15 protein-coding genes are annotated in these 19480 nt (G+C 41.6%); 4 read left to right on the forward strand and 11 right to left on the reverse strand.

What is annotated here, in order from left to right; all coding sequences use genetic code 11:
* Positions 1–14: 14 nt before the first annotated feature.
* Complete coding sequence (locus tag DBX24_RS07570) at positions 15–881, forward strand: sigma-70 family RNA polymerase sigma factor (RefSeq protein ID WP_120489234.1); 867 nt, start codon at positions 15–17, stop codon at positions 879–881.
* Between the two features lie 40 nt (positions 882–921).
* On the opposite strand, the gene DBX24_RS07575 is transcribed toward DBX24_RS07570, so the two are convergent.
* The 10 genes from DBX24_RS07575 to DBX24_RS07620 form a co-directional block, all read right to left on the reverse strand.
* A complete protein-coding gene (locus DBX24_RS07575; RefSeq protein ID WP_160224470.1) occupies positions 922–2274 on the reverse strand; it encodes a DEAD/DEAH box helicase in 1353 nt (450 codons plus the stop codon).
* Positions 2275–2491: 217 nt separating this feature from the next.
* A complete protein-coding gene (locus DBX24_RS07580; protein WP_160224471.1) occupies positions 2492–3502 on the reverse strand; it encodes a hypothetical protein in 1011 nt (336 codons plus the stop codon).
* 19 nt (positions 3503–3521) lie between these two features.
* On the reverse strand, positions 3522–5591 hold the full coding sequence (locus tag DBX24_RS07585) for a TonB-dependent receptor (RefSeq protein ID WP_120489231.1): 2070 nt from the start codon (positions 5589–5591) through the stop codon (positions 3522–3524).
* Between the two features lie 196 nt (positions 5592–5787).
* Entirely contained in the window at positions 5788–6171 is a 384-nt protein-coding gene (locus DBX24_RS07590; protein WP_221411191.1) for a hypothetical protein, read from the reverse strand.
* A 28-nt stretch (positions 6172–6199) separates the two neighbouring features.
* Entirely contained in the window at positions 6200–8539 is a 2340-nt protein-coding gene (locus tag DBX24_RS07595; RefSeq protein ID WP_160224473.1) for an ATP-dependent helicase, read from the reverse strand.
* Positions 8540–8982: 443 nt separating this feature from the next.
* Entirely contained in the window at positions 8983–10440 is a 1458-nt protein-coding gene (locus DBX24_RS07600; RefSeq protein ID WP_160224474.1) for an LptF/LptG family permease, read from the reverse strand.
* 20 nt (positions 10441–10460) lie between these two features.
* Positions 10461–11096 carry an outer membrane lipoprotein periplasmic chaperone LolA1 gene (gene lolA1, locus DBX24_RS07605; RefSeq protein ID WP_160224475.1) on the reverse strand — a complete coding sequence of 212 codons (636 nt, stop codon included), beginning with the start codon at positions 11094–11096 and terminating at the stop codon, positions 10461–10463.
* An 18-nt stretch (positions 11097–11114) separates the two neighbouring features.
* Positions 11115–13589, reverse strand: coding sequence for an FtsK/SpoIIIE family DNA translocase (locus DBX24_RS07610; RefSeq protein WP_160224476.1), 2475 nt, complete (start codon positions 13587–13589; stop codon positions 11115–11117).
* 97 nt (positions 13590–13686) lie between these two features.
* Positions 13687–14820 (reverse strand): inorganic phosphate transporter, encoded by a 1134-nt coding sequence (locus tag DBX24_RS07615; RefSeq protein ID WP_160224477.1) that lies wholly within the window; start codon positions 14818–14820, stop codon positions 13687–13689.
* Between the two features lie 3 nt (positions 14821–14823).
* The gene (locus DBX24_RS07620) at positions 14824–15462 is read right to left on the reverse strand and encodes a DUF47 domain-containing protein (protein WP_160224478.1); all 639 of its coding nucleotides are present in this window, start codon (positions 15460–15462) and stop codon (positions 14824–14826) included.
* A 228-nt stretch (positions 15463–15690) separates the two neighbouring features.
* On the opposite strand from DBX24_RS07620, the gene DBX24_RS07625 reads away from it, so the two are divergent.
* The 3 genes from DBX24_RS07625 (at position 15691) to DBX24_RS07635 (ending at position 17942) form a co-directional block, all read left to right on the forward strand.
* Positions 15691–15837 (forward strand): hypothetical protein, encoded by a 147-nt coding sequence (locus DBX24_RS07625; RefSeq protein WP_160224479.1) that lies wholly within the window; start codon positions 15691–15693, stop codon positions 15835–15837.
* 122 nt (positions 15838–15959) lie between these two features.
* Positions 15960–17486 (forward strand): phosphoethanolamine transferase family protein, encoded by a 1527-nt coding sequence (locus DBX24_RS07630; RefSeq protein WP_260392804.1) that lies wholly within the window; start codon positions 15960–15962, stop codon positions 17484–17486.
* 39 nt (positions 17487–17525) lie between these two features.
* Positions 17526–17942, forward strand: a complete 417-nt coding sequence (locus DBX24_RS07635; RefSeq protein WP_120489222.1) for an NUDIX domain-containing protein — start codon at positions 17526–17528, stop codon at positions 17940–17942.
* A gap of 26 nt (positions 17943–17968) precedes the next feature.
* Here the strand turns inward: DBX24_RS07635 and DBX24_RS07640 are convergent, their stop codons facing one another.
* Positions 17969–19360 (reverse strand): type III PLP-dependent enzyme domain-containing protein, encoded by a 1392-nt coding sequence (locus DBX24_RS07640; protein ID WP_120489221.1) that lies wholly within the window; start codon positions 19358–19360, stop codon positions 17969–17971.
* Between the last annotated feature and the right edge of the window lie 120 nt (positions 19361–19480).

Here is a 19480-nt window from a genome sequence, read left to right on the forward strand (position 1 = left end):
TATCCAAATATAAGATGAGACAACTAAAAATTACAAAACAGGTTACCAACAGGGAAACAGCATCGCTTGATAAGTACCTCCAAGAGATTGGTAAAGTAGAGCTAATTACTGCAGATGAAGAGGTAGAACTCGCTCAGAAAATCCGTGCAGGAGATAGAGTAGCTTTGGAAAAATTGATTAAAGCCAATTTGCGTTTCGTAGTTTCTGTTTCCAAGCAGTACCAAAATCAGGGACTTTCTCTTCCAGACCTTATTAATGAGGGGAATCTCGGTTTGATGAAAGCGGCTAAAAGATATGATGAAACCAGAGGATTTAAATTTATCTCTTATGCTGTTTGGTGGATTCGTCAGTCCATTTTGCAGGCATTGGCAGAGCAATCAAGGATTGTAAGGCTTCCGCTGAATAAGATAGGTTCTATTAATAAGATTAATAAGGCGTATGCGCTACTTGAACAAGAGAACGAAAGACCGCCTTCGCCAGAGGAATTGGCAGAAGTACTCGATATGAGCGAAGATGATATTAAAGAATCGATGAAGAACAGTGGAAGACACCTTTCGATGGATGCTCCGCTTGTGGAGGGGGAAGATTCTAATTTGTATGATGTGCTCCGCTCAGGTGAGTCGCCAAGTCCTGATAAGGATTTGATGCTCGAATCCCTTCAAATAGAGATAGAGAGAGCGCTTCAAACCTTAACACCAAGAGAGGCAGATTTGGTAAGACTCTATTTCGGGCTTAATGGTAAAAACCCGATGACATTAGAGGAAATCGGAGAGACTTTTGACCTTACGAGGGAGAGGGTAAGACAGATTAAGGAGAAAGCAATCAAGAGATTGAAACATAATTCGAGGAGTAAGATACTGAAGTCTTATCTCGGGAAATAGAAAAGGAAAACAGCTGAACTATCAGCTGTTTTTTTTTGTGTTATTTCTTGCGCTTTGAGATGGATTTTGCTTTCTGCTGAGCTCTGTTGGCTCCATATTTCTTTGGAGGTTTTCTTTTGCTTGGTCCTCCAAGGTTGATTTTCTTGTTTTTTGCTTTCTTTTCGTGGAAGGCTCCTCCACCTTCGTTGATTTTGAGTTTTACAGGGTTTTTCATCTTCACCTCTTCTTTCTCGGAGGCTATTTTTTTAGGATTTATAGCTACAAAATCTTCAGGGAAGGGGAGGAGGGTGAGTTCTTTATCCATCAAGAGCTCGATGCTGAGAAGGGGAAGCTCTTCTTTCTGTGTAATGAATGTGAGAGCCCTTCCATTTTTATCGGCGCGACCTGTACGACCGATTCTGTGGATGTATTGCTCGGGGATTTCAGGGACTTCGAAGTTGATAACATCGGTGATGTCTGATATATCGAGCCCGCGAGCCATTATATCGGTTGTAATAAGCCCTCGGATTTCTTCATCTTCAAATTTTTTCATTGCACGGAGGCGATAATTCTGGGATTTATTGGAATGGATGACATCAAAGGTGTTTGGAAAGCGTTCGCTGAGCTTTGTGAAGAGGTAGTCGGCATTTTTCTTATTGTTATTGAAAATGAGAACCTTGCTCATCTCTGGATTTGTGCTGAGGAGGTATTCCAGAAGGTTGATTTTGGTATTAAAGTTCTCTACTTTGATGCCCGTTTGCTCGATTTTCTCAATCGGAGTGCCTGATTTTGCCAGCGAAATCTCTACGGGAGAGGCAAAATACTCGTGGAGCATTTCATCGACGGCTTCGGTCATAGTCGCGGAGAAGAGGATGTTCTGCCTTCTCGCCCTCATCATCTCAAAAATGTGGGTAAGCTGTGGTCGGAAGCCGAGATTGAGCATTTCATCGAACTCATCGATGATAAGTTTTTTGATTTCCTTGAGCGAAATGGCGTTATCGATTGCCAGATCCATCACTCTGCCTGGCGTGCCGACGAGGATGTCGCATCCATCATTAAAAAGGAGCTTCTGAGTATTGATATTCTTCCCCCCATAAACGCCGATGACCCTCGTGCTGAGGTTTTGGGTGAGCCGATCGAGGATTTCGGTGATCTGAACGACGAGCTCGCGGGTCGGGACGAGGATGAGTACCGTTGGATTGCCACTTTTGCTGTACGACCAGTTTTTGAGGACTGGAAGTAGGTAGGCGAGGGTTTTCCCAGTGCCTGTTTGGGCTATCCCCATCACATCCCTCCCTGAAAGTATGGGGCTGAAGGTTTTCTGCTGGATTAAAGTGGGTTCAAAGAGGTTGAGATCGGCAAGCGCGTCTAAGATTTTATCTGAAAGATTGAAATCTGCAAAAGTTATAACCATTTCTAATAAAAAAATATGGGCAAAGATAGTTTTTTCCTTTTTAGTTGTGCTGGGGAAGTTATTTATGGAAGAGATAAGTAGATAAATTGGGGGTATCTGATGTGTGTATTATTTTATAGTAATGGAGTAAATGCTTTTGTGCTATGTGAAACAAATAAAAAACTGCAATGATAAATTTCATTGCAGTTTTCCTTTGATAGTTAATAATATGAAAGGTTTACATATAGAAACTGTTGATAGGATCTCCTTCTGTTTCTCCTGCTTGATCGGCTTCCAAGATATATTCCACAACCTTTTGAGGAGTTATATTGTAATATTTAGCTAGGCTTTTGAAGAATTGATCTTCACCATCGTTATATCCAACTACAATGAAAGGGATATCTTTAAGAAAATCAGTAGTTCCAGAAGTTAGCAGCCTTTTATGGGGCTCATTGGCTGGAGAGGTTGTCCCATCCTGATTGTATTTGGATACATAAAGATGACGGAGTTGTACTGTCATATTGAATTTAGCCAGATTTTTCTTGAAGAAGAAGTAACCTTTGAGTCCTATAGGATCATTGGTGAGTTTAGTACCTTTTGTAACATTAAACATTCCATTTTCTGGATCTGTATCTCGATAGGTGTAGCTGTAAAGGTCTGTAATAAACTTTTTACCATCACCAAAGTTCTCACCAGTAACCCAATTAGAGTATTGCTTAACCGTAAAAAAGTGTTGGTGGATGTCTAGCATCTCGGGGGTGAGGAATTGGCTGTTCATACGCTCTCCTTTACTGTTGTAATAGATGATTTCCATAGCGTATCGGGTTGCTCTTGGCTCACCATTGAGGTCCGGTTCACCTGTGGTAACGACTATTGGAGCGTTATCGTCTTTTTTTACTCGGTAGAATTTGTATTTATCTTTTCCGTTTTTATCTTTTCCGTCGCGGGTAACCCTCATATCCTCACGGGTAGTTTTGATGTATCCGTTTTTATCAATTTCATAGGTAATGAATTGCTTTTTAGGAAGAATAGGGACATCTATTAAAAGTCCATTTCCGTGAAAAAGCTTCCCATGAAGATGCCCTTCGTGTACGATGATTTCTACTTTTGCCCAGCTATCGTGCCCTTTTTCTTCGTGCTCGTTTGTAGGAGGAGCGGGCTGCTCATTGTCTCTGTTGCAAGAGATAAGGCTGAATGCGATGATCGCCGAGAGGGCGAATGTGATGATTTTTTGAATGTTTTTTTTCATTGTATAATAGTTTAAAATTTTAGAAATTATAATTAATTCGAAACTGAATATTTCTGCCAACGCCGTGCACAAAATATCTGAAATTGTCCGTATAATCCTTATACAGATGATTCAGGAGATTGGTTGCAGTAAGGGACATACTCATATCATTTTTTGTATTGATACTGATATTTGTGCCTAGCGAAAGGTTGAGTAAATGGTATGCTGGTGGAGAGTCTGGGATGAGATCAGCCTCTTTACTGAACCTCTTTTGTTTATTTGCCCAGAGATGTTCTATACTGATATAGGCACCACTTAGTCCTGTGAGTTTCGATAAGTTGAAATTTAAGGACTGAGAGAGATTCTCTGGTGAAATGGAGGGAAAATAATAGTCCTCCGAAAGGTTGTCAGCATATACAGCAGAGGCTTTTGCCGAATATTCTAACCAAGAGAGCGCTTTGAGCTTTATACTGAGGTCTGCACCCTTGAAAAGGGCATCAGACTGCTTGTAGGCAAAGACAGGGAAGTATCCGCTCCAAGTTTCTTTGAGTTCTTTTGTGGGCATTTCGTAGATAAAGCCTTTAATCTTTTGTAGGAAGATATCTGCTGAAATAAAGAGCCTCTCGTTAGCATATTCTATTTTAGAACTCCATTTTATGCCTTTTTCAAGGTTGAGTTTTTCATCTCCTAAGAGATAGAAAGCACTCCCGTGATGTACTCCGTTGCTGAAGAGCTCTATCGCTTCGGGTGCGCGCCATGCTAAACCGATGTTTGAGGTTATTGAGAGGCTGCGACTGAAACTTTTATTCACTCCAAAGTTATAACTGAGATTGCTAAAAGTTCGCTCACCAGAGTAGTAAGCTCCATAGCGGTTGTAGCCGGCAGCATTAAAGGTTTTATAGTCATATCGAATGCCTGCATCTAATATCCAAGAGCCTTTCTTGAACTTTTCGGAGAGGTAAACTCCAAAATTATTGGAGATGAAGTTGGGCAAGATGGAGTTGGTACCATTGCCAGGGATGTTATAGTTGTCCTGCCTAGAGCCCGTAACGCCTATATAGTTTTTGAAGTATTCATTATGCTCCTTTTCAAAATCTAATGATGCTGTATGTGTGCTTAGCTGGACATCAAAGGTAGGTTTGGAGGCGAAGGGCCCTATCCGAAGGTCGTATTCCTGCCTATGGTTTCTTTGATAGGCATAAATGAAGCTGAACTTGCCAAAATTTCTGTCGCTTTCTATTTTTAGCTTGGTAATCTGGTGTTTTACTTCTTGTTTAGGGAGGTTAATATCGTAGGAAAAGCTTCCTTTATCGAGTGGTCTGCCGTATTCTAACCTGATATCCCAGTCACTCATACTTCCAATTCTTGAACCTTGGAAAATCCCGAGCTTAGTAGAGAAGAAACTGTGGAAAATCTCGAATTTCTCGTGTGGTAACTGATATCCGATGTTTGCAGAATAATTGAGCTCTCGAATTCCAGTATTCTCTACATAGTAATCTGGAGTTTGATAGTTGCCCGCCCTCTTACCACTCGACTGAATACGCCAAGCAATAGGGTTTTTCTTATTGAAATTCCCTTGTAGCATCAGGTTGCCCGCCCATTTTTCTCCGTTGGACTCGCCTGTAAGCTGAGCCTTGCCACCGATAGCCTTACCATCGTAAGGTAAAGCTTCGCTTCTAAGGAGCACTACGCCACCAAGGGCATTAGCACCGTATTTTACGGCTTCTGCACCCTTGACGACCTCTATATGATGGGCGAGGAACGGGTCTATCTCGGGTGAATGGTCATTCCCCCACTGCTGGCTTTCAATTTTTACATCATTATTCATTATCGCAATGCGTTGATTGGTTAATCCTTGTATAACAGGTTTTGAAATATTACCTCCGTTTTGGAGCATTGTAATGCCAGAGATACTTTTCAGAGCATTAGCAAGGTTATCACCGCTGCTTTTCTCTAAATCTTTCTTACTTAGCTCTGAATAGATGTGGGGTCTGTGGAAAATAAGCGATTTTTTTATAGTTATGGAATCGATATTCCTCGTTTTAATCTGGGCATAAGCTATTCCACTACAAAGGAATAGTCCTGCTAATAAGACTTTATTGTTTTTCATTAGATATAGCTTCCATCTGAGAGAAATGATAGTGCTCACAGTGCTGTAGGCTCTTAGTTATCCTCTGTATAGGGAAACTTTTAGCCGTAGAATGGAAGTCATTTACTGGTTAATAATTATTGTAAGACTTTGAAAATAAGGAATAACACAACTTAGGCTTATTATATTAAAGCATTGAATAGTTGTGCAAAAGATTTTATGCAATGGGAGGCCCCCTTTGCTGAATCAGAAACTGAAATTCTGAGAAATAGTTTGAACAATAGTATTCAGGCACAGGAATAAACTTGTGCTCTGTATGATTTTTTATGTTAATATACTCCGCGAGTAAAGGTGTATATTGCAGGAAGTGGAAATTACAGATAATACAGTCTTCCTTTGCCTGAAATGCACCTTTGTGGTGATCGTACTTATACTCTAATTCCTCCTCGTGATGATGATGTAAATCAGTATAGTTTATTCCATAATTCGCAAATGTAAAGATACTTAGCAATAGTATTGCCAGTATCTTCTGTACTTGTTTTATATGCTCTCTCGGGAATAACACGACTGCAAAAGTATTTATTTTTTTGTTAAGTGTCAATAGGTGGTAAGCAGTAGGCTTTTGGCTATTAGCTAATTTTTATAAGTTTTGCAAATTTTAGGAGGAGGTTTTTCTCATCATTTCCTTCGAAGAGGATTTTGGCTTTTATATTTTGAGGGTCTGTACCGTCAAGGAGGAGAACTTCGCCTATGCCAAATCTGTCGTGCCTTACTCGGTCTCCTACCTCAATATTTTGAGTAGAGCCTCCTGATGGGTTATTGATTTGTGCTTTGGCAATAGGATTTAGTCGCTTAGGCGCAGGCATAGGACTTTCTTTTTTAAGGTTAAGAGGTTTCTTAGGTTCAATCTTTTTAAAACTTTTTGGAGTGGGTGGAGTATCATCAAAAATATCAGATTTTAAGCCAGAGCGGTTGATGACTTTCCTCTCGACAGTGGGGTTTATGAAGTCTATAAACCGAGTATCTACCTCGCTTATGAATCGGCTTGGTTCGCAATCAGTAATTTTTCCCCACTGGAAACGAGATATAGCGTAGGTGAAGAATGCCTGCTTCTCGGCTCTGGTGAGGGCTACATAGAATAGGCGGCGCTCTTCTTCTAATTCCTCCCGTGTAGAGGTACTGAGAAAACTCGGAAAGAGATTTTCTTCTAAACCTACGAGATGCACAACAGGAAATTCCAACCCTTTAGAGAGGTGGATGGTCATTAGGGAAACTTTATCCTCATCATCGTCTTCTTTTTTATCTTGATCGGTAGAGAGGGCTATATTTTCCAAGAAATTGGAGAGCGAGGCATCGCCGTCTTCTAACTGAAGCTGTTCGTCTATGAAGCCTTGCATTGAATTCATTATCTCTTGGATATTTTCTACTCGAGAGATGCCTTCTGGCGTTTGGTCTTCCTTCAGGGTTTTGATGAGCCCGCTTCGTTTGGCAACTTCCATAGCTACGGTGTAGGCATTTTCGGTTTTTAGCATTACTCGGAATGCTTGAATCATTGACCAAAAATCTCCCAGTTTATTTAGCGTAGTATTGTTTATTTTGAGCTGTGGAGCATAATGAGAGAGCTTGTTCAGCACTTGAGAGAGCGGTTGATTAATAGAATCTGCAAAGACGATGAGCTTATTCTGAGTAGTCTCTCCGATGCCTCTGCCTGGGTAGTTGATGATTCTTAGCAGTGCCTCATTATCATTTTCATTCACCAAAAGGCGGAGGTAGGCTATTAAATCCTTCACCTCTTTTCTTTGATAGAAAGACAGTCCGCCATATACCCGATAGGGAATATTCTTCTTCCTCAGGGCATCTTCGAGAGCGCGGGTTTGGGAGTTGGTTCTATAGAGTATGGCGAAATCTCCATACTGTCTCTGTTCTTGGTTGTGAAGGTTCCAGATATTGGTTGCTACGAAGTTTGCCTCATCAGCATCGGAGAGGGCGCGGTATATTTTTATTTTATCACCAACTTCATTGTCACTAAAAACATTTTTTGGGAACTGCTCTATATTCTTGGAAATAATAGCATTTGCTGCTCCTACTATATTTTGTGTAGATCGGTAGTTCTGCTCCAGAGATACTGTTATTGCATCGGGATAGTCTTTTTTAAAGTTGAGGATGTTTTGAATATTTGCTCCTCGAAAGGAGTAGATAGATTGGGCATCATCGCCCACCACGCAGAGGTTTTCAAACTTCGAGGCAAGAGCTTTTACGATGAGGTATTGCGAGTGGTTTGTATCCTGGTACTCATCTACGAGAATGTATCGAAACCTGTCCTGATACTTTGCGAGTACTTCGGGAAACCTCGTAAGCAATTCATTTGTCCTGAGCAGGAGGTCATCAAAGTCCATAGCACCATTTCTGAAACAAGCCTCTACATACCTTTTATATATCTCACCGATATGTTTCATATTGGCTTGTGCATCGGCTTCCATCAGCTCAGAATTATTGAAATAAGCCCTTACTGTAATGAGGTTGTTTTTATAGGTGGATATTCTGGACTGTACTTTCTTTGGTTTATAGAAATCGGGATCTATATTCATTTCTTTGATGACTTTTTTCAGTACATTGAGAGAGTCCTGAGTATCGTAGATGGTAAAGTTGGATGGAAAGCCGAGGTGATGAGCCTCTATTCTAAGTATCCTTGCAAATACTGAGTGGAAGGTTCCCATCCAAATGCTTTTAGCATCGCTAATGCCTACTACTTTGGCAATTCGATCTTTCATCTCTCGAGCAGCTTTATTGGTAAAGGTAAGCGCCAGTATATTGAAAGGATCTACCCCATTGGTGATGAGGTGGGCAATGCGCATTGTGAGCACACGAGTCTTCCCAGACCCCGCCCCTGCCAGCACCATTAGAGGTCCACTAAGGGTAGTTACAGCTTCGTATTGATTTTTATTAAGCCCTCTCAAGTAGTCTTCCATCTGCTAAGAAATTTTAATTTGCAAATATATTACAGAGGTAAGCAGTAAGCAATAGTCCATAAGTAGACTAACTAAAAGCCAACAGCTTACGGCTTACTGCCTAAAGCTTACAATAAAGACAGTCTTTTTAATTGGTAAAAGCCTACCCTACTAAGGGTTCGGGATACCCCGACAGGACAAATAACTACTTTTCGGAGGCGTCGTCATATGCCGACGGGGTAATTGCCTGCCTTGCGAAAGGCTCGTCATATGACGACGGGGCAGCTTAGTACCAAATGTTAAAATTCCCATAGGGGAATAGGATAGAATTGCCTGCCACGCTGTGGCTAAGTCCGTCAGCTGGTAGTTGTGGTTGCCTCACCGGCTACGGTGTCAGCTGGTAGCTGTGCCTGCCCTGCTAAGGGTAGCTGGCTAATAGCCAGAAGCCAAAAGCTAGAAGCCAACTATTGGTATCGGCGGTGTTCTTTGGGTTTTGAGAAGCGGTTGATGAGGGGTTTTATAAGGGCTTTGTACTTCTCGATATCGAAGACTTGGGAGTCCGTCAGTGCTTTGTAGGAAAGCCAGATGCTGAACCCAAAGAGTACGATATTAGGAATCCACGCGGCAGCATAAGGGTCTAGCTCACCTTTCCAAGTGAGGTTTTCTACGGAGATATTCAGTGTGTGTAGAATGAGGTAAATGATAATGGAGATGACGACAGGGAGCCCCATCCCCCCTTTCCTAATGATAGAACCGAGGCTGGCACCAATCATAAACAAAATAATACAGGTACAGGAGTAGGCGAGAATCCTCTGCTGGTAGAGAATCATTTTATTTCGCTCTTTTACTGCATCCATAGCGAGTTCTTCCTTAAATGCAAGCTCAGCTTTCAGGTATTTTATCTTGTCATATGCTGCGTGGAGCGCCTCTATTTTTTTCTCCTTTTTTAGGGTATCTATCTTGTATTGAGGTTCTATTTTCTTGCCCTTAAAATCCTTTTTATCGAGGTATTCTATATAGTTATTTGCATTTGAGGTGAGGGTAGTGCCCAAATCCTTAAAGGTGGAGGCATCGTTTTTCTTGCCTTTATCGATGAGGGTATCAATGCCCAAGTAGGAATTAAACCTGTAATCTTCGGTAATCTGCTCCCTTTCCATAGCCTGATCTACCAGCTCGGTAATGTCTAAATAGGATACCATTGTATCAAACTTAATCGACTGGTTGGGCTGTTTTAGCCTTTCGGAATCGGTTTTATTTCTGAATTTATCTTCAAAGATATACCCATTGTAGAGGGTGAGTTTGAGGTAATTTTTATTCTCCTTAGCCTTTACAATCTCTCCTTTTTTAGCGATGATGGACTGCTGGTCGTCATACATCCCAGCGGTTTTATGAATGAAAATTCCCTCGATATACTCGCCGTTTTCGCCATAGATTTTATCAAACTTCATTGAATACCCAGGGATTTGATTGATGAAATGCCCAGGGATAAAGTTGAGTGCAGGGCGAGCTGTCGTAATATTATACATCATATTCTTGGCCTTGCGCTGAGAGTAGGGGCTTATATTATTCTGAAAGAGAAATAATATGACGGAAAGGATGAGGCTAACGATGAAGAGTGGTGCCATAATCCGTGCAAGAGAGATTCCCGCAGCCTTCATTGCAGCGAGTTCGTAGCGCTCACCAAACTCTCCAAATGCCATAATAGACGCCAGAAGAATGGTGAGCGGAAGCACCATCGCCACTACGGTAGCCCCAGCGTAGAGCATAAACTTCATAATTTCGAAATAGGTAAGCCCTTTGCCCACGATTTCGCTGAGCTGTATCCAGAGGATATTCACTACGAAGAGGAATGCCAGAATGCTAAATATAAAAAGGAAAGGACCGAAAAAAGTCTTGATGATATACCTATCGAGAATCTTCATAGAGGGCAGAAAGAGGAGCCTTAGAGCTCAGTAATGATATAGTTTTTGTAATTTGCTTTTTTAAAGGTGAAAGTATCGGCGCTCAGGTTTTGGTTCGCCTTATACTCTTGGATGCTAATCCTTGCAAAAGAATTATCGGTAGAGGTCTGGTCTATCCTCAGAATTTGATTCTGTTTGGTATCTATATAGATATTCACTTCCTTTATTCCATTGCTTTTAATCGGTGTTAGCTTTATCTGCTCGGTGCTTTTACCTTCTATGGTCTTTTTGCCTGCGTAGGTAGTGTTATATTCCTTTTTATAGGAGTTCAGGTAGTTGGTAGGGGAGAACATCATCTCGCTACCATTGGCTTTTGCAATGGTTACTTCCTGGTCTTCACTGCTGATGTTATAGACTTTATTACCGTCAAAAATCTGCTCTATACCCATTATTTTGAGCCTATGTTGGGTTGGGGTAGTGTAGAAAGTTCCTGTTTCGGTTTTGGTTATTTTTCCTTTTTGCCCACTCCCATAGCTGAATTTAAAGAAAGTATTTTTATTTGCATTGTATTTTTTAGCTACGGCATCTAATATTTGGGTAGATTTAGCATCTGCTTTCTGAGCATAGATGAAAGCAGTACTTGTAATAATGCAGATAAGTCTGAGTAGTTTTTTCATTTTGTTTTAATTGTTTAATTATTTTCTGAATTGCTCCAAATGTTGTTCCAGAGTATTTAAATCGGTGATGAGCACTTCGCGTGGCTTTGCACCGTTGAAGCTCCCTACGATACCTGATGCTTCCAGCTGATCCATAATCCGCCCTGCTCTGTTGTACCCGAGTTTCAGTTGCCTTTGGAGCATAGAAGTAGAGCCTTGCTGAGTAGAGACAATGATTCTTGCTGCTTCTTCAAACATTGCATCTTTTTCATTTGGGTCAAAGCCTCCTGCTGAGCTTCCATTTTCCTCAGAAGTATATTCTGGAAGGAGGAATGCTGAGGGATAGCCTTTTTGCTCACCGATGAAGTCTGCAATTTTTTCTACCTCTGGAGTATCTACAAAGGCGCATTGCAATCTTAGGATTTCGCTACCATTGAAGAAGAGCATATCTCCTTTACCTACGAGTTGCTCAGCCCCTGGCGAATCCAGAATCGTTCGGGAATCCACACTTGAAATCACCCTGAATGCCACACGAGCAGGGAAGTTAGCTTTTATCATCCCTGTGATAACATTTACTGACGGTCTTTGCGTTGCTACGATGAGGTGTATGCCCACTGCTCTGGCGAGCTGCGCAAGTCTGGCTATGGGGTGCTCCACTTCTTTTCCTGCGGTCATTATAAGGTCTGCAAATTCATCTACTACCAAGACGATATACGGCAGGTATCTGTGCCCGTTCTCTGGGTTCAGCTGGCGTTCGGAGAATTTCTTATTATACTCTTTTATATTTCGGCAGAAAGCGGATTTCAGTAGCTCATACCGAGTATCCATCTCAATACAGAGAGAGTTGAGGGTATTAATTACTTTATTGGTATCGGTGATGATGGCTTCCTCTGCATCTGGGAGCTTTGCCAAATAGTGTCTTTCAATTTTGGAATAAAGGGTGAGTTCTACTTTTTTTGGGTCTACCATTACGAATTTAAGCTCGCTCGGATGTTTTTTGTAGAGCAGAGAGGTGAGTATGGCATTAATCCCTACGGATTTTCCTTGTCCAGTAGCTCCTGCCATTAGGAGGTGTGGCATCTTGGCGAGGTCTGCCATAAAGATTTCATTGGAAATGGTTTTCCCAAAGACGATAGGCAGTTCCATATCAGTGTTTTCAAACTTTGATGAGGCGATTACACTGCGCATAGAGACCATAGAGGTTTTTTGTCTCGGAACTTCTATCCCGATAGTCCCTTTACCAGGCATTGGTGCTATGATACGAATTCCTGCTGCCGAGAGATTTAAAGCGATATCATCTTGTAATCTCTTAATGGTAGATACTCGGATGCCCGCTTCGGGAACGATTTCGTAGAGGGTAACGGTAGGGCCAATCGTTGCTTTTATCTGGGCAATCCCGATGTTGAAGTTTCGGAGGAGACCTACAATTCGGTTTTTATTCTCTTCCAACTCCTCTTTGTTGATGGAGATTTCCTCATTACCATAATTTTTCAAGAAATCAATGCTCGGAAATTGGAAGTTTGGGAGTTCTAATTTATGGTCATAAAGTCCGTATTCTTCTACTAATTGTTTAGATTTCTGCTGTATATCGGTGAGGTCTTCGTCTTTGGGTTTTGCTATTTCTATTTCAAAGTCTAAATCATTCTGCTCGCTTTTGGGGGGGTGAGGTGAGGGCAGAGGCTTTGCAGGAGCAGTTGGAATCAGCTCTTCCGAATTGAAAGTTATCTCTGTAGAGTCCTTCGCTTTCTCTTCTAATGGTGCAGGTGAATCTTTTACACTCTTGATTTCAGGGCTTATACTTATCTCTGGTGGAGTGTTGATTTCAATCTCTGTGGAGCTGCTTACGGTAATATTATCAAAATCGTCATCGGTTGTGTTCTCCATTGGTTCTGCTTCGGTTTCATCGTCATCAAAGGAGGGGAGGAGGCTTTGCGCTTTGTCTTTAATGGAATGAAATCTCGCTTTTATTGCTTCTGGGCGGAGGTTAAATTCTAAAATAAAGTAAAGCAAAATACTACTGCTAATCACCACCCACAGCCCGAAAGTCCCAATAATTGCATTGAGGTATTCCATTATCTGATAGCCATAAACGCCGCTTATTGCGCCTTGTCCTTTGCTTATCGCTCCAGTGAATATCGGTAGCCAGCAGATGAAAAATAATGAATGCCCGAGGGTTTTCCAAGGTTTGAAGTATTTCTTTTTGAGGATAATCAGCCCGAATACGAAGAACAGAAAAGCGATGATAAAGGCAGCAATTCCTATGCTTTGAAAGATGAAGAAATTCCCCAGCCAATCGCCCATTTTGCCAAAGAGGTTGGAGGATTGTATGGACTTGTCCAGCATAGTACCCGCTTGGCTTTGGTCGGCTTTCCAGTTTTTAAGATAAGAGATGAAAGAGAGCGCAAGTATTAATGAAAATATGATAAAAGATATCCCAAAAAATATCCTTGGTTTAGAGAGCAATTTACCTTGTTTTGAGGTGTTGGTTTGGTTTTTCTGCGTGTTTTTGTCCATAATCTGATGGGCAAATTTAGATAAAAATTAGTTGCAATAAAATAAGGACAAGAGAAATTCTTATCCTTATTTGCCTTTGAGACTTTGTTCTATTGTTTTAGAAAATCATTCTTCCGAGAAGGTAGGTAAGCCCAGCGATAAATGCGCTTACGGGTATCGTCATAATCCACGCCCAGAGGAGGCTTACGGTAATTCCCCACTGCACTGCGGAGACCCTCTTAGTGAGCCCCACCCCTATAATAGACCCAGTGATAGTATGCGTAGTAGAAACTGGAATACCAAAATGGTCGGTTAAGAACAGGGTGATAGACCCCGCCGTTTCGGAGCTTACACCCTCTAACGGGGTTACTTTTGTGATTTTCGTACCCATTGTTTTTACGATTTTCCATCCGCCGCTCATCGTTCCGAGTCCTATTGCGATAAACGATGTAATCGGTACCCAAGTGTAGTGCTCGGCGAAGTATTTAAACCTGTCGGGAGCATCGATATAGGCTACATCATTAATGTTCAAATGGTGGTAGATGACCGCTGCACCTATAATCCCCATTACCTTTTGGGCGTCGTTTAGCCCGTGCCCTAAGCTGAGCAGCGCAGAGGAAGCCAGCTGGCATTTTTTGAAAATTTTCTCCGCCTTGTGTGGGTTTGAATTTTTTGAAATATAAATGATAATAGAAGTAATGATAATCGAGATAAAAGCACCCAGCACGGGAGCCATAAAGATAAACAGAAAGATTGGGATTACTTTGCTGTACTTCACTACGCTCTGCTGGCTCACTTTGTCCATCGTAGCAGAGATGCTGTCCCACAGGTTAAGGTCTGGCTGTGCCTGTACTATCTCGTTGTAGTCCAAAATAAAGGCGTGCATAAGTGCGGCACCGAGAAAACCACCGATAAGCGTGTGCGAAGAAGAGGAAGGAATCCCAAACCACCAGGTGAGCAAGTTCCAGAATATCGCGGCGATAAGCCCACTGAAAATCACTTCAAGGGTGATGAAATTTTCGTTTACCGTCTTGGCAATCGTATTTCCGATTTTAAACTCACCGATGATGTAGTAGGCGATGAAAAAGGCGGCGAAGTTCCAAAGTGCTGCCCATACTACGGCTTGGAAAGGCGAGAGAACTTTGGTAGAAACCACCGTGGCGATTGAGTTTGCTGCATCGTGGAAGCCATTGATGTAATCAAACAACAGGGCGAGAACGATGATGACGACCAGTAATACGGGTAAATCCATTTCCTATGCGTATTTAATGATGATATTCTCCAAAATATTGGCTACATCTTCCGCCTTGTCGGTTACGCCTTCTAAGTAGTCCAGCACCGAATTTACTTTTATCACCCGTATAGGGTCGTTGGTTTCAAAGAGGTTTACCAATGCTTTGCTCAGCACATCATCGGCAAGGTTCTCGTAGGAGTTTATTTTGATGCAAGACTCCTTTACTCCTGCGGGGTTTTTGAAGTCTTTAAGGTTTTTTACCGCGTTCTGAATTTCCAGGCACGCCTTGTATATCAGCAAAGAAAACTCCGCGTATTCCTTCGTCTCAGGGGTTTTGTAGAGGAAGAGGTACTTCGCGGAGGCATACATATAGTCGGCAATATCGTCCATACTATTGCTGAGCATAGAGATATCTTCCCTGTCAAACGGTGTGATGAAATTCTGCCCGAGCTCTACGAAAATCTGATGCGTGAGGTCGTCATTTTTATGTTCAAAATCGCTGATTTTTTGGAGGAAAATCTCATTATTTTGGTCAAATTCCAATATCCCTTCGTGGAAGAATTTAGACATCTCTACGAGGTTTTGGGCTACTTTATCAAAAAGTACGAAGAACACCTTGTCTTTGGGTTGGAAAGCCTTGAAAATATTACTTAGTCCCATTATTTGTTTTTATTAAAATTCGGCTACAAATATGTAAAATAAGTTTCGTATACAGAAAAAATGGGGATTAATTTTTACTAACATCTCTTTATTTAAAGCGGGTTTAAAGTATCAATCCCGCTGAAAAACAGTTCTTATTGGGTTTATCGCTTTTCGCAGGTTCTCAGAAATTGTTTATTTTAGGATTTGATATATTTTCGTCTTCTTTTTTGCGAAATATTCAATAAAATGATGGAATCATTTGTTCTTTGGTCTTGCGCAGTTTGCGCCATTGCACGGAAGTACTTCCGAGATGCGTTTCAGTTTGCGCAAGACCTACGGAAGCCTTCCGATGAGCATTTCAGAACTGCGCAAGACCTGCGGAAGAGATTTTAAATAAAACCTTTCTCCGCCTTAGTCTATGGCTAAAATGATTATCTTTGCCCGCAGTTTGAGGGGGAAGTTTTCCATTCTTCTACCCGAGAAAACGGCATTAAACCTATTAAAATAAAAGATAAATGACCAGGAAAACGATTGCTTTAGCCATTATAGCCAGTGTTTTATACATCGTAGGATTTCTTTCGTCTTATCCTTATTTACTGGATTTTGAGAACCCCAATACCCCGCCCACAGGCGCCCTGAGATCGGTAGTAGAATATGAGCTAATGTTTTTATCCTTCCTCTCGTTCTGTATTTTTTTACTGAGCAAGACTAAGGTTTTAAGGGGGTTGAGCTATGTGCTTTTGCTTTTTCTCAGCCTTAATTTTATGCTCTCGGCATCGTGCTTCTTTATCTATAAGCAGGGGTTTAATGTGGGGATGACCATCAGTATCTTAGAGACCAATGTCTCCGAAAGTTTGAGTATGGTACGCACCTTAATCTATCCTATCTCAGCGAGTTTGGTTTTTTACATCATCCTACTGATGCTCTTCCGCAGTGGGGTAAAGGATAAGGAAAACCTCTCACCGAAATTCAGAAAATATGCTGTGTTCTTCTCCCTGCTCTGGCTCGTGATGCCTTATGCTTATTCCCTCAAGCATACCTATATTAAGAATAAGGGAGGGGGAGTGATGATTAAAAATACCTTCTATCATCTGTCCGATTTTCTAAGAGCGAATAACCTGAGAAAAGAACTGGAAGAGGTGAAAAATGCCACGGTAGATTATCAGCTTAGCCGTACAGATACCGAGCCTGTGGAGACCATCGTAGTCCTCGTAGGAGAGTCGCAAAGGAGGCAGAATATGTCGCTCTACGGCTACGAAAAAGATACTACCCCCGCCGAGCTCGCCGAGAAAGCCAATATGCTCCTCTACCAAAACGCGTATGCACCTGCGGCTATTACGAACCTCGCCGTACCTATCGCCCTTAGTAATATCAATATACAGCACTACGGAAGAGAGGTGAAACAGCTCAGCGATAACATCCTGAATGTAGCCAACCACCTCGGCTATGCTACCTACTGGTACAGCACGCAGGGAGGGGCGCAGGGCATTACTGCTATTGCCAGCTTTGCTAAGGAAAAGAAGTACATTAATGGCTATGATGAAGCCCTACTCCCCCTTCTAAAACAAATCTTAAAACAAGGAGCAAACAGAAAGAAACTCATCGTGCTCCACATTAATGGGAGCCACCCCTATTGCTGTGATAAATATCCTCCAAAAGAAGCCGTATGGCAAGGCGGAATAGATGAATGCTATGACAACTCCATACGATACACCGATAAGATTATCGGGCAAATCTTCCACCTGCTGAAAGACCAAAATGCAAGTCTCGTTTATCTCTCCGACCACGGACAGATTAAAGAAAAAGATACCTATAAACACGGTGATTATAAAGAAGCCGTACAAGTGCCGCTCTTTATTTGGTACTCTGCTTCCGTTCATACAAAGAATAGAGGAGAAATCATCTCCGAAACTACCCCTACTTCGGTAGTCTATCCAAAAGTTCTCGAGCTTATGGGCGTTAAAAATCCTAAAACCATAAATAATGCAGGTAAATACCTCAAACTCGACCTCCAAACCATAGACTACAAAAACCTGAAATAGAAACTTGAACTTAGTATATTTGCTCTAAATTTTTAAATAATGATAGATAGTTTTAATATACGAGTCTATGCCCTCTGTATAAAGGACGAGAAAATCCTTATCTTAAATGAAGAATATGCAGGTAAATACCTTACAAAACTCCCAGGTGGGGGACTTGAATTTGGCGAAGGTACCCTCGAATGCCTCCAAAGAGAGCTCGCCGAAGAGCTTAATCTCAGCATAAAATCAGCAGAGCATTTCTATACTCAGGAGGATTTTCTGGTATCCAGGTTTAAGGATAATGAGCAGCTCCTTACCATTTATTACAAAGTAGAACTGGAAAACGATGAAGATTTGCTCGTAATGGATCCGTGTATAGAGCAGGTCGTATGGCACCCAATAGCCGATGGAAATCCTTTTGACCTACCGATTGATAAAATTGTATATGAAAAACTCGTAAGTGAGAGGGAATACTAAAGCCGAGAAAGGTCTCGGCTTTGGTTTTAGTATCCTAAAAGTTTGAGAACTTCTTCGGGTTTTTGCTCTTCACGGAAGACGGTATAGGTAAAGTTCCCCTCCTCATCGGTATCTATAAGGATGTGCTTGGGCTGAGGCATCAGGCAGTGATGCACTCCACCATAGCCGCTAATCGTCTCTTGGTACGCTCCCGTATGGAAAAACCCGATGTAGAGTGGCTTGGTATCGTTATAAGTTGGGAGGTAGATGGCGTTAATGTGCTGTTCAGAGTTATAATAATCATCCGAATCGCAGGTAAGCCCACCGAGGAATACCCTTTCATAAGTATCTTCCCAGCGGTTCAGGGGGAGCATAATGAAGTGCCGAGAGATGGCCCAAGTATCGGGTAGGGTGGTCATAAATGAGGAGTCTATCATATTCCACTTTTCCCTGTCGTTTTGTCTTTTCTGAGCGATGATTTTATAGAGGTGCCCCCCGCTTTCGCCTACAGTAAAGCTCCCGAATTCGGTATAGATGTTCGGTTCTTCTACGCCTTCTTCTTCGCAGAATTTTTTGATTTGAAACACGATTTCATTAATCATATACTGATAATCGTAGTCAAAGTTCAGCGATGTTTTTATCGGTAGCCCACCTCCGATGTTTAGGGAATCTACTTCTGGTGCTACTTTTTTGAGCCTTGCGTAGACTCTCAGGCATTTGTAGAGCTCGTTCCAATAGTAAGCCGTGTCTTTAATCCCCGTATTGATGAAGAAATGTAACATTTTAAGCCTTGCACTTGGGTGGTCGGCTATTTTTTGGCTGTAGTAGGGGATGATGTCTTTGTAACCAATCCCCAATCGAGAGGTATAGAACTCAAATTTTGGTTCTTCCTCAGAGGCGATACGAATCCCGATATCAAAAGTAGTGTCTATGCTTTCGGTGAGCTTTTCCAGCTCTCGGTAGTTGTCCAAGATTGGGATAATGTTTTCAAACCCCTGATTGATGGCATCGGCAATTTTATTGAGGTAGTCATCGGTTTTAAATCCGTTGCAGATAACCTCCATATTTTTATCAAACTTCCCTTCTTCATACAGAGATTTCACGATGTCCATATCATACGCCGATGAGGTTTCAATAGAAATATCATTCTTCAAGGCTTCATCTAATACAAATTTGAAGTGGCTGGATTTGGTACAATAGCAGTATCGGTAGCTTTTTGTGTATTCATTTCGCTCGAAGGCTTCCTTAAACCAAGTTTTTGTCTTCTGTATGTTCAGCGATATTTTGGGGATATAGTTAAACTTCAGTGGCGTACCAAACTTTTCCACCAGCTCCATTAGTGGGATGTTGTGAAATTTCAGGTTGTTTTCCTCTACATTAAACTCCTCTGTAGGGAAGTAGAGCGTTTGGTCGATAAGCTCAGAATACTTTATTTTCATTTTCTAATTAAGGTAATTAAGTCGGTCATTTAATATCGGCTGCAAATTTGCTAAAAAAATTGATAGCAAGGAGGGAGGTACTGCCTCTTTTTTCATTTTATAAATAAAAGCACGCCCAGC

Source organism: Bergeyella cardium, from assembly GCF_009914665.1.
In the GTDB taxonomy this organism is placed as follows: Bacteria; Bacteroidota; Bacteroidia; order Flavobacteriales; family Weeksellaceae; genus Bergeyella_A; species Bergeyella_A cardium.

Coding starts and splice junctions, on each gene's coding strand:
- DBX24_RS07575 (WP_160224470.1), bottom strand. CDS start 2,274: ATGGTTATAACTTTTGCAGATTTCAATCTTTCAGATAAAATCTTAGAC.
- DBX24_RS07600 (WP_160224474.1), bottom strand. CDS start 10,440: ATGAAGATTCTCGATAGGTATATCATCAAGACTTTTTTCGGTCCTTTC.
- DBX24_RS07580 (WP_160224471.1), bottom strand. CDS start 3,502: ATGAAAAAAAACATTCAAAAAATCATCACATTCGCCCTCTCGGCGATC.
- DBX24_RS07570 (WP_120489234.1), top strand. CDS start 15: ATGAGACAACTAAAAATTACAAAACAGGTTACCAACAGGGAAACAGCA.
- DBX24_RS07595 (WP_160224473.1), bottom strand. CDS start 8,539: ATGGAAGACTACTTGAGAGGGCTTAATAAAAATCAATACGAAGCTGTA.
- DBX24_RS07635 (WP_120489222.1), top strand. CDS start 17,526: ATGATAGATAGTTTTAATATACGAGTCTATGCCCTCTGTATAAAGGAC.
- DBX24_RS07610 (WP_160224476.1), bottom strand. CDS start 13,589: ATGGACAAAAACACGCAGAAAAACCAAACCAACACCTCAAAACAAGGT.
- DBX24_RS07620 (WP_160224478.1), bottom strand. CDS start 15,462: ATGGGACTAAGTAATATTTTCAAGGCTTTCCAACCCAAAGACAAGGTG.
- DBX24_RS07630 (WP_260392804.1), top strand. CDS start 15,960: ATGACCAGGAAAACGATTGCTTTAGCCATTATAGCCAGTGTTTTATAC.
- DBX24_RS07585 (WP_120489231.1), bottom strand. CDS start 5,591: ATGAAAAACAATAAAGTCTTATTAGCAGGACTATTCCTTTGTAGTGGA.
- lolA1 (WP_160224475.1), bottom strand. CDS start 11,096: ATGAAAAAACTACTCAGACTTATCTGCATTATTACAAGTACTGCTTTC.
- DBX24_RS07625 (WP_160224479.1), top strand. CDS start 15,691: ATGATGGAATCATTTGTTCTTTGGTCTTGCGCAGTTTGCGCCATTGCA.
- DBX24_RS07615 (WP_160224477.1), bottom strand. CDS start 14,820: ATGGATTTACCCGTATTACTGGTCGTCATCATCGTTCTCGCCCTGTTG.
- DBX24_RS07640 (WP_120489221.1), bottom strand. CDS start 19,360: ATGAAAATAAAGTATTCTGAGCTTATCGACCAAACGCTCTACTTCCCT.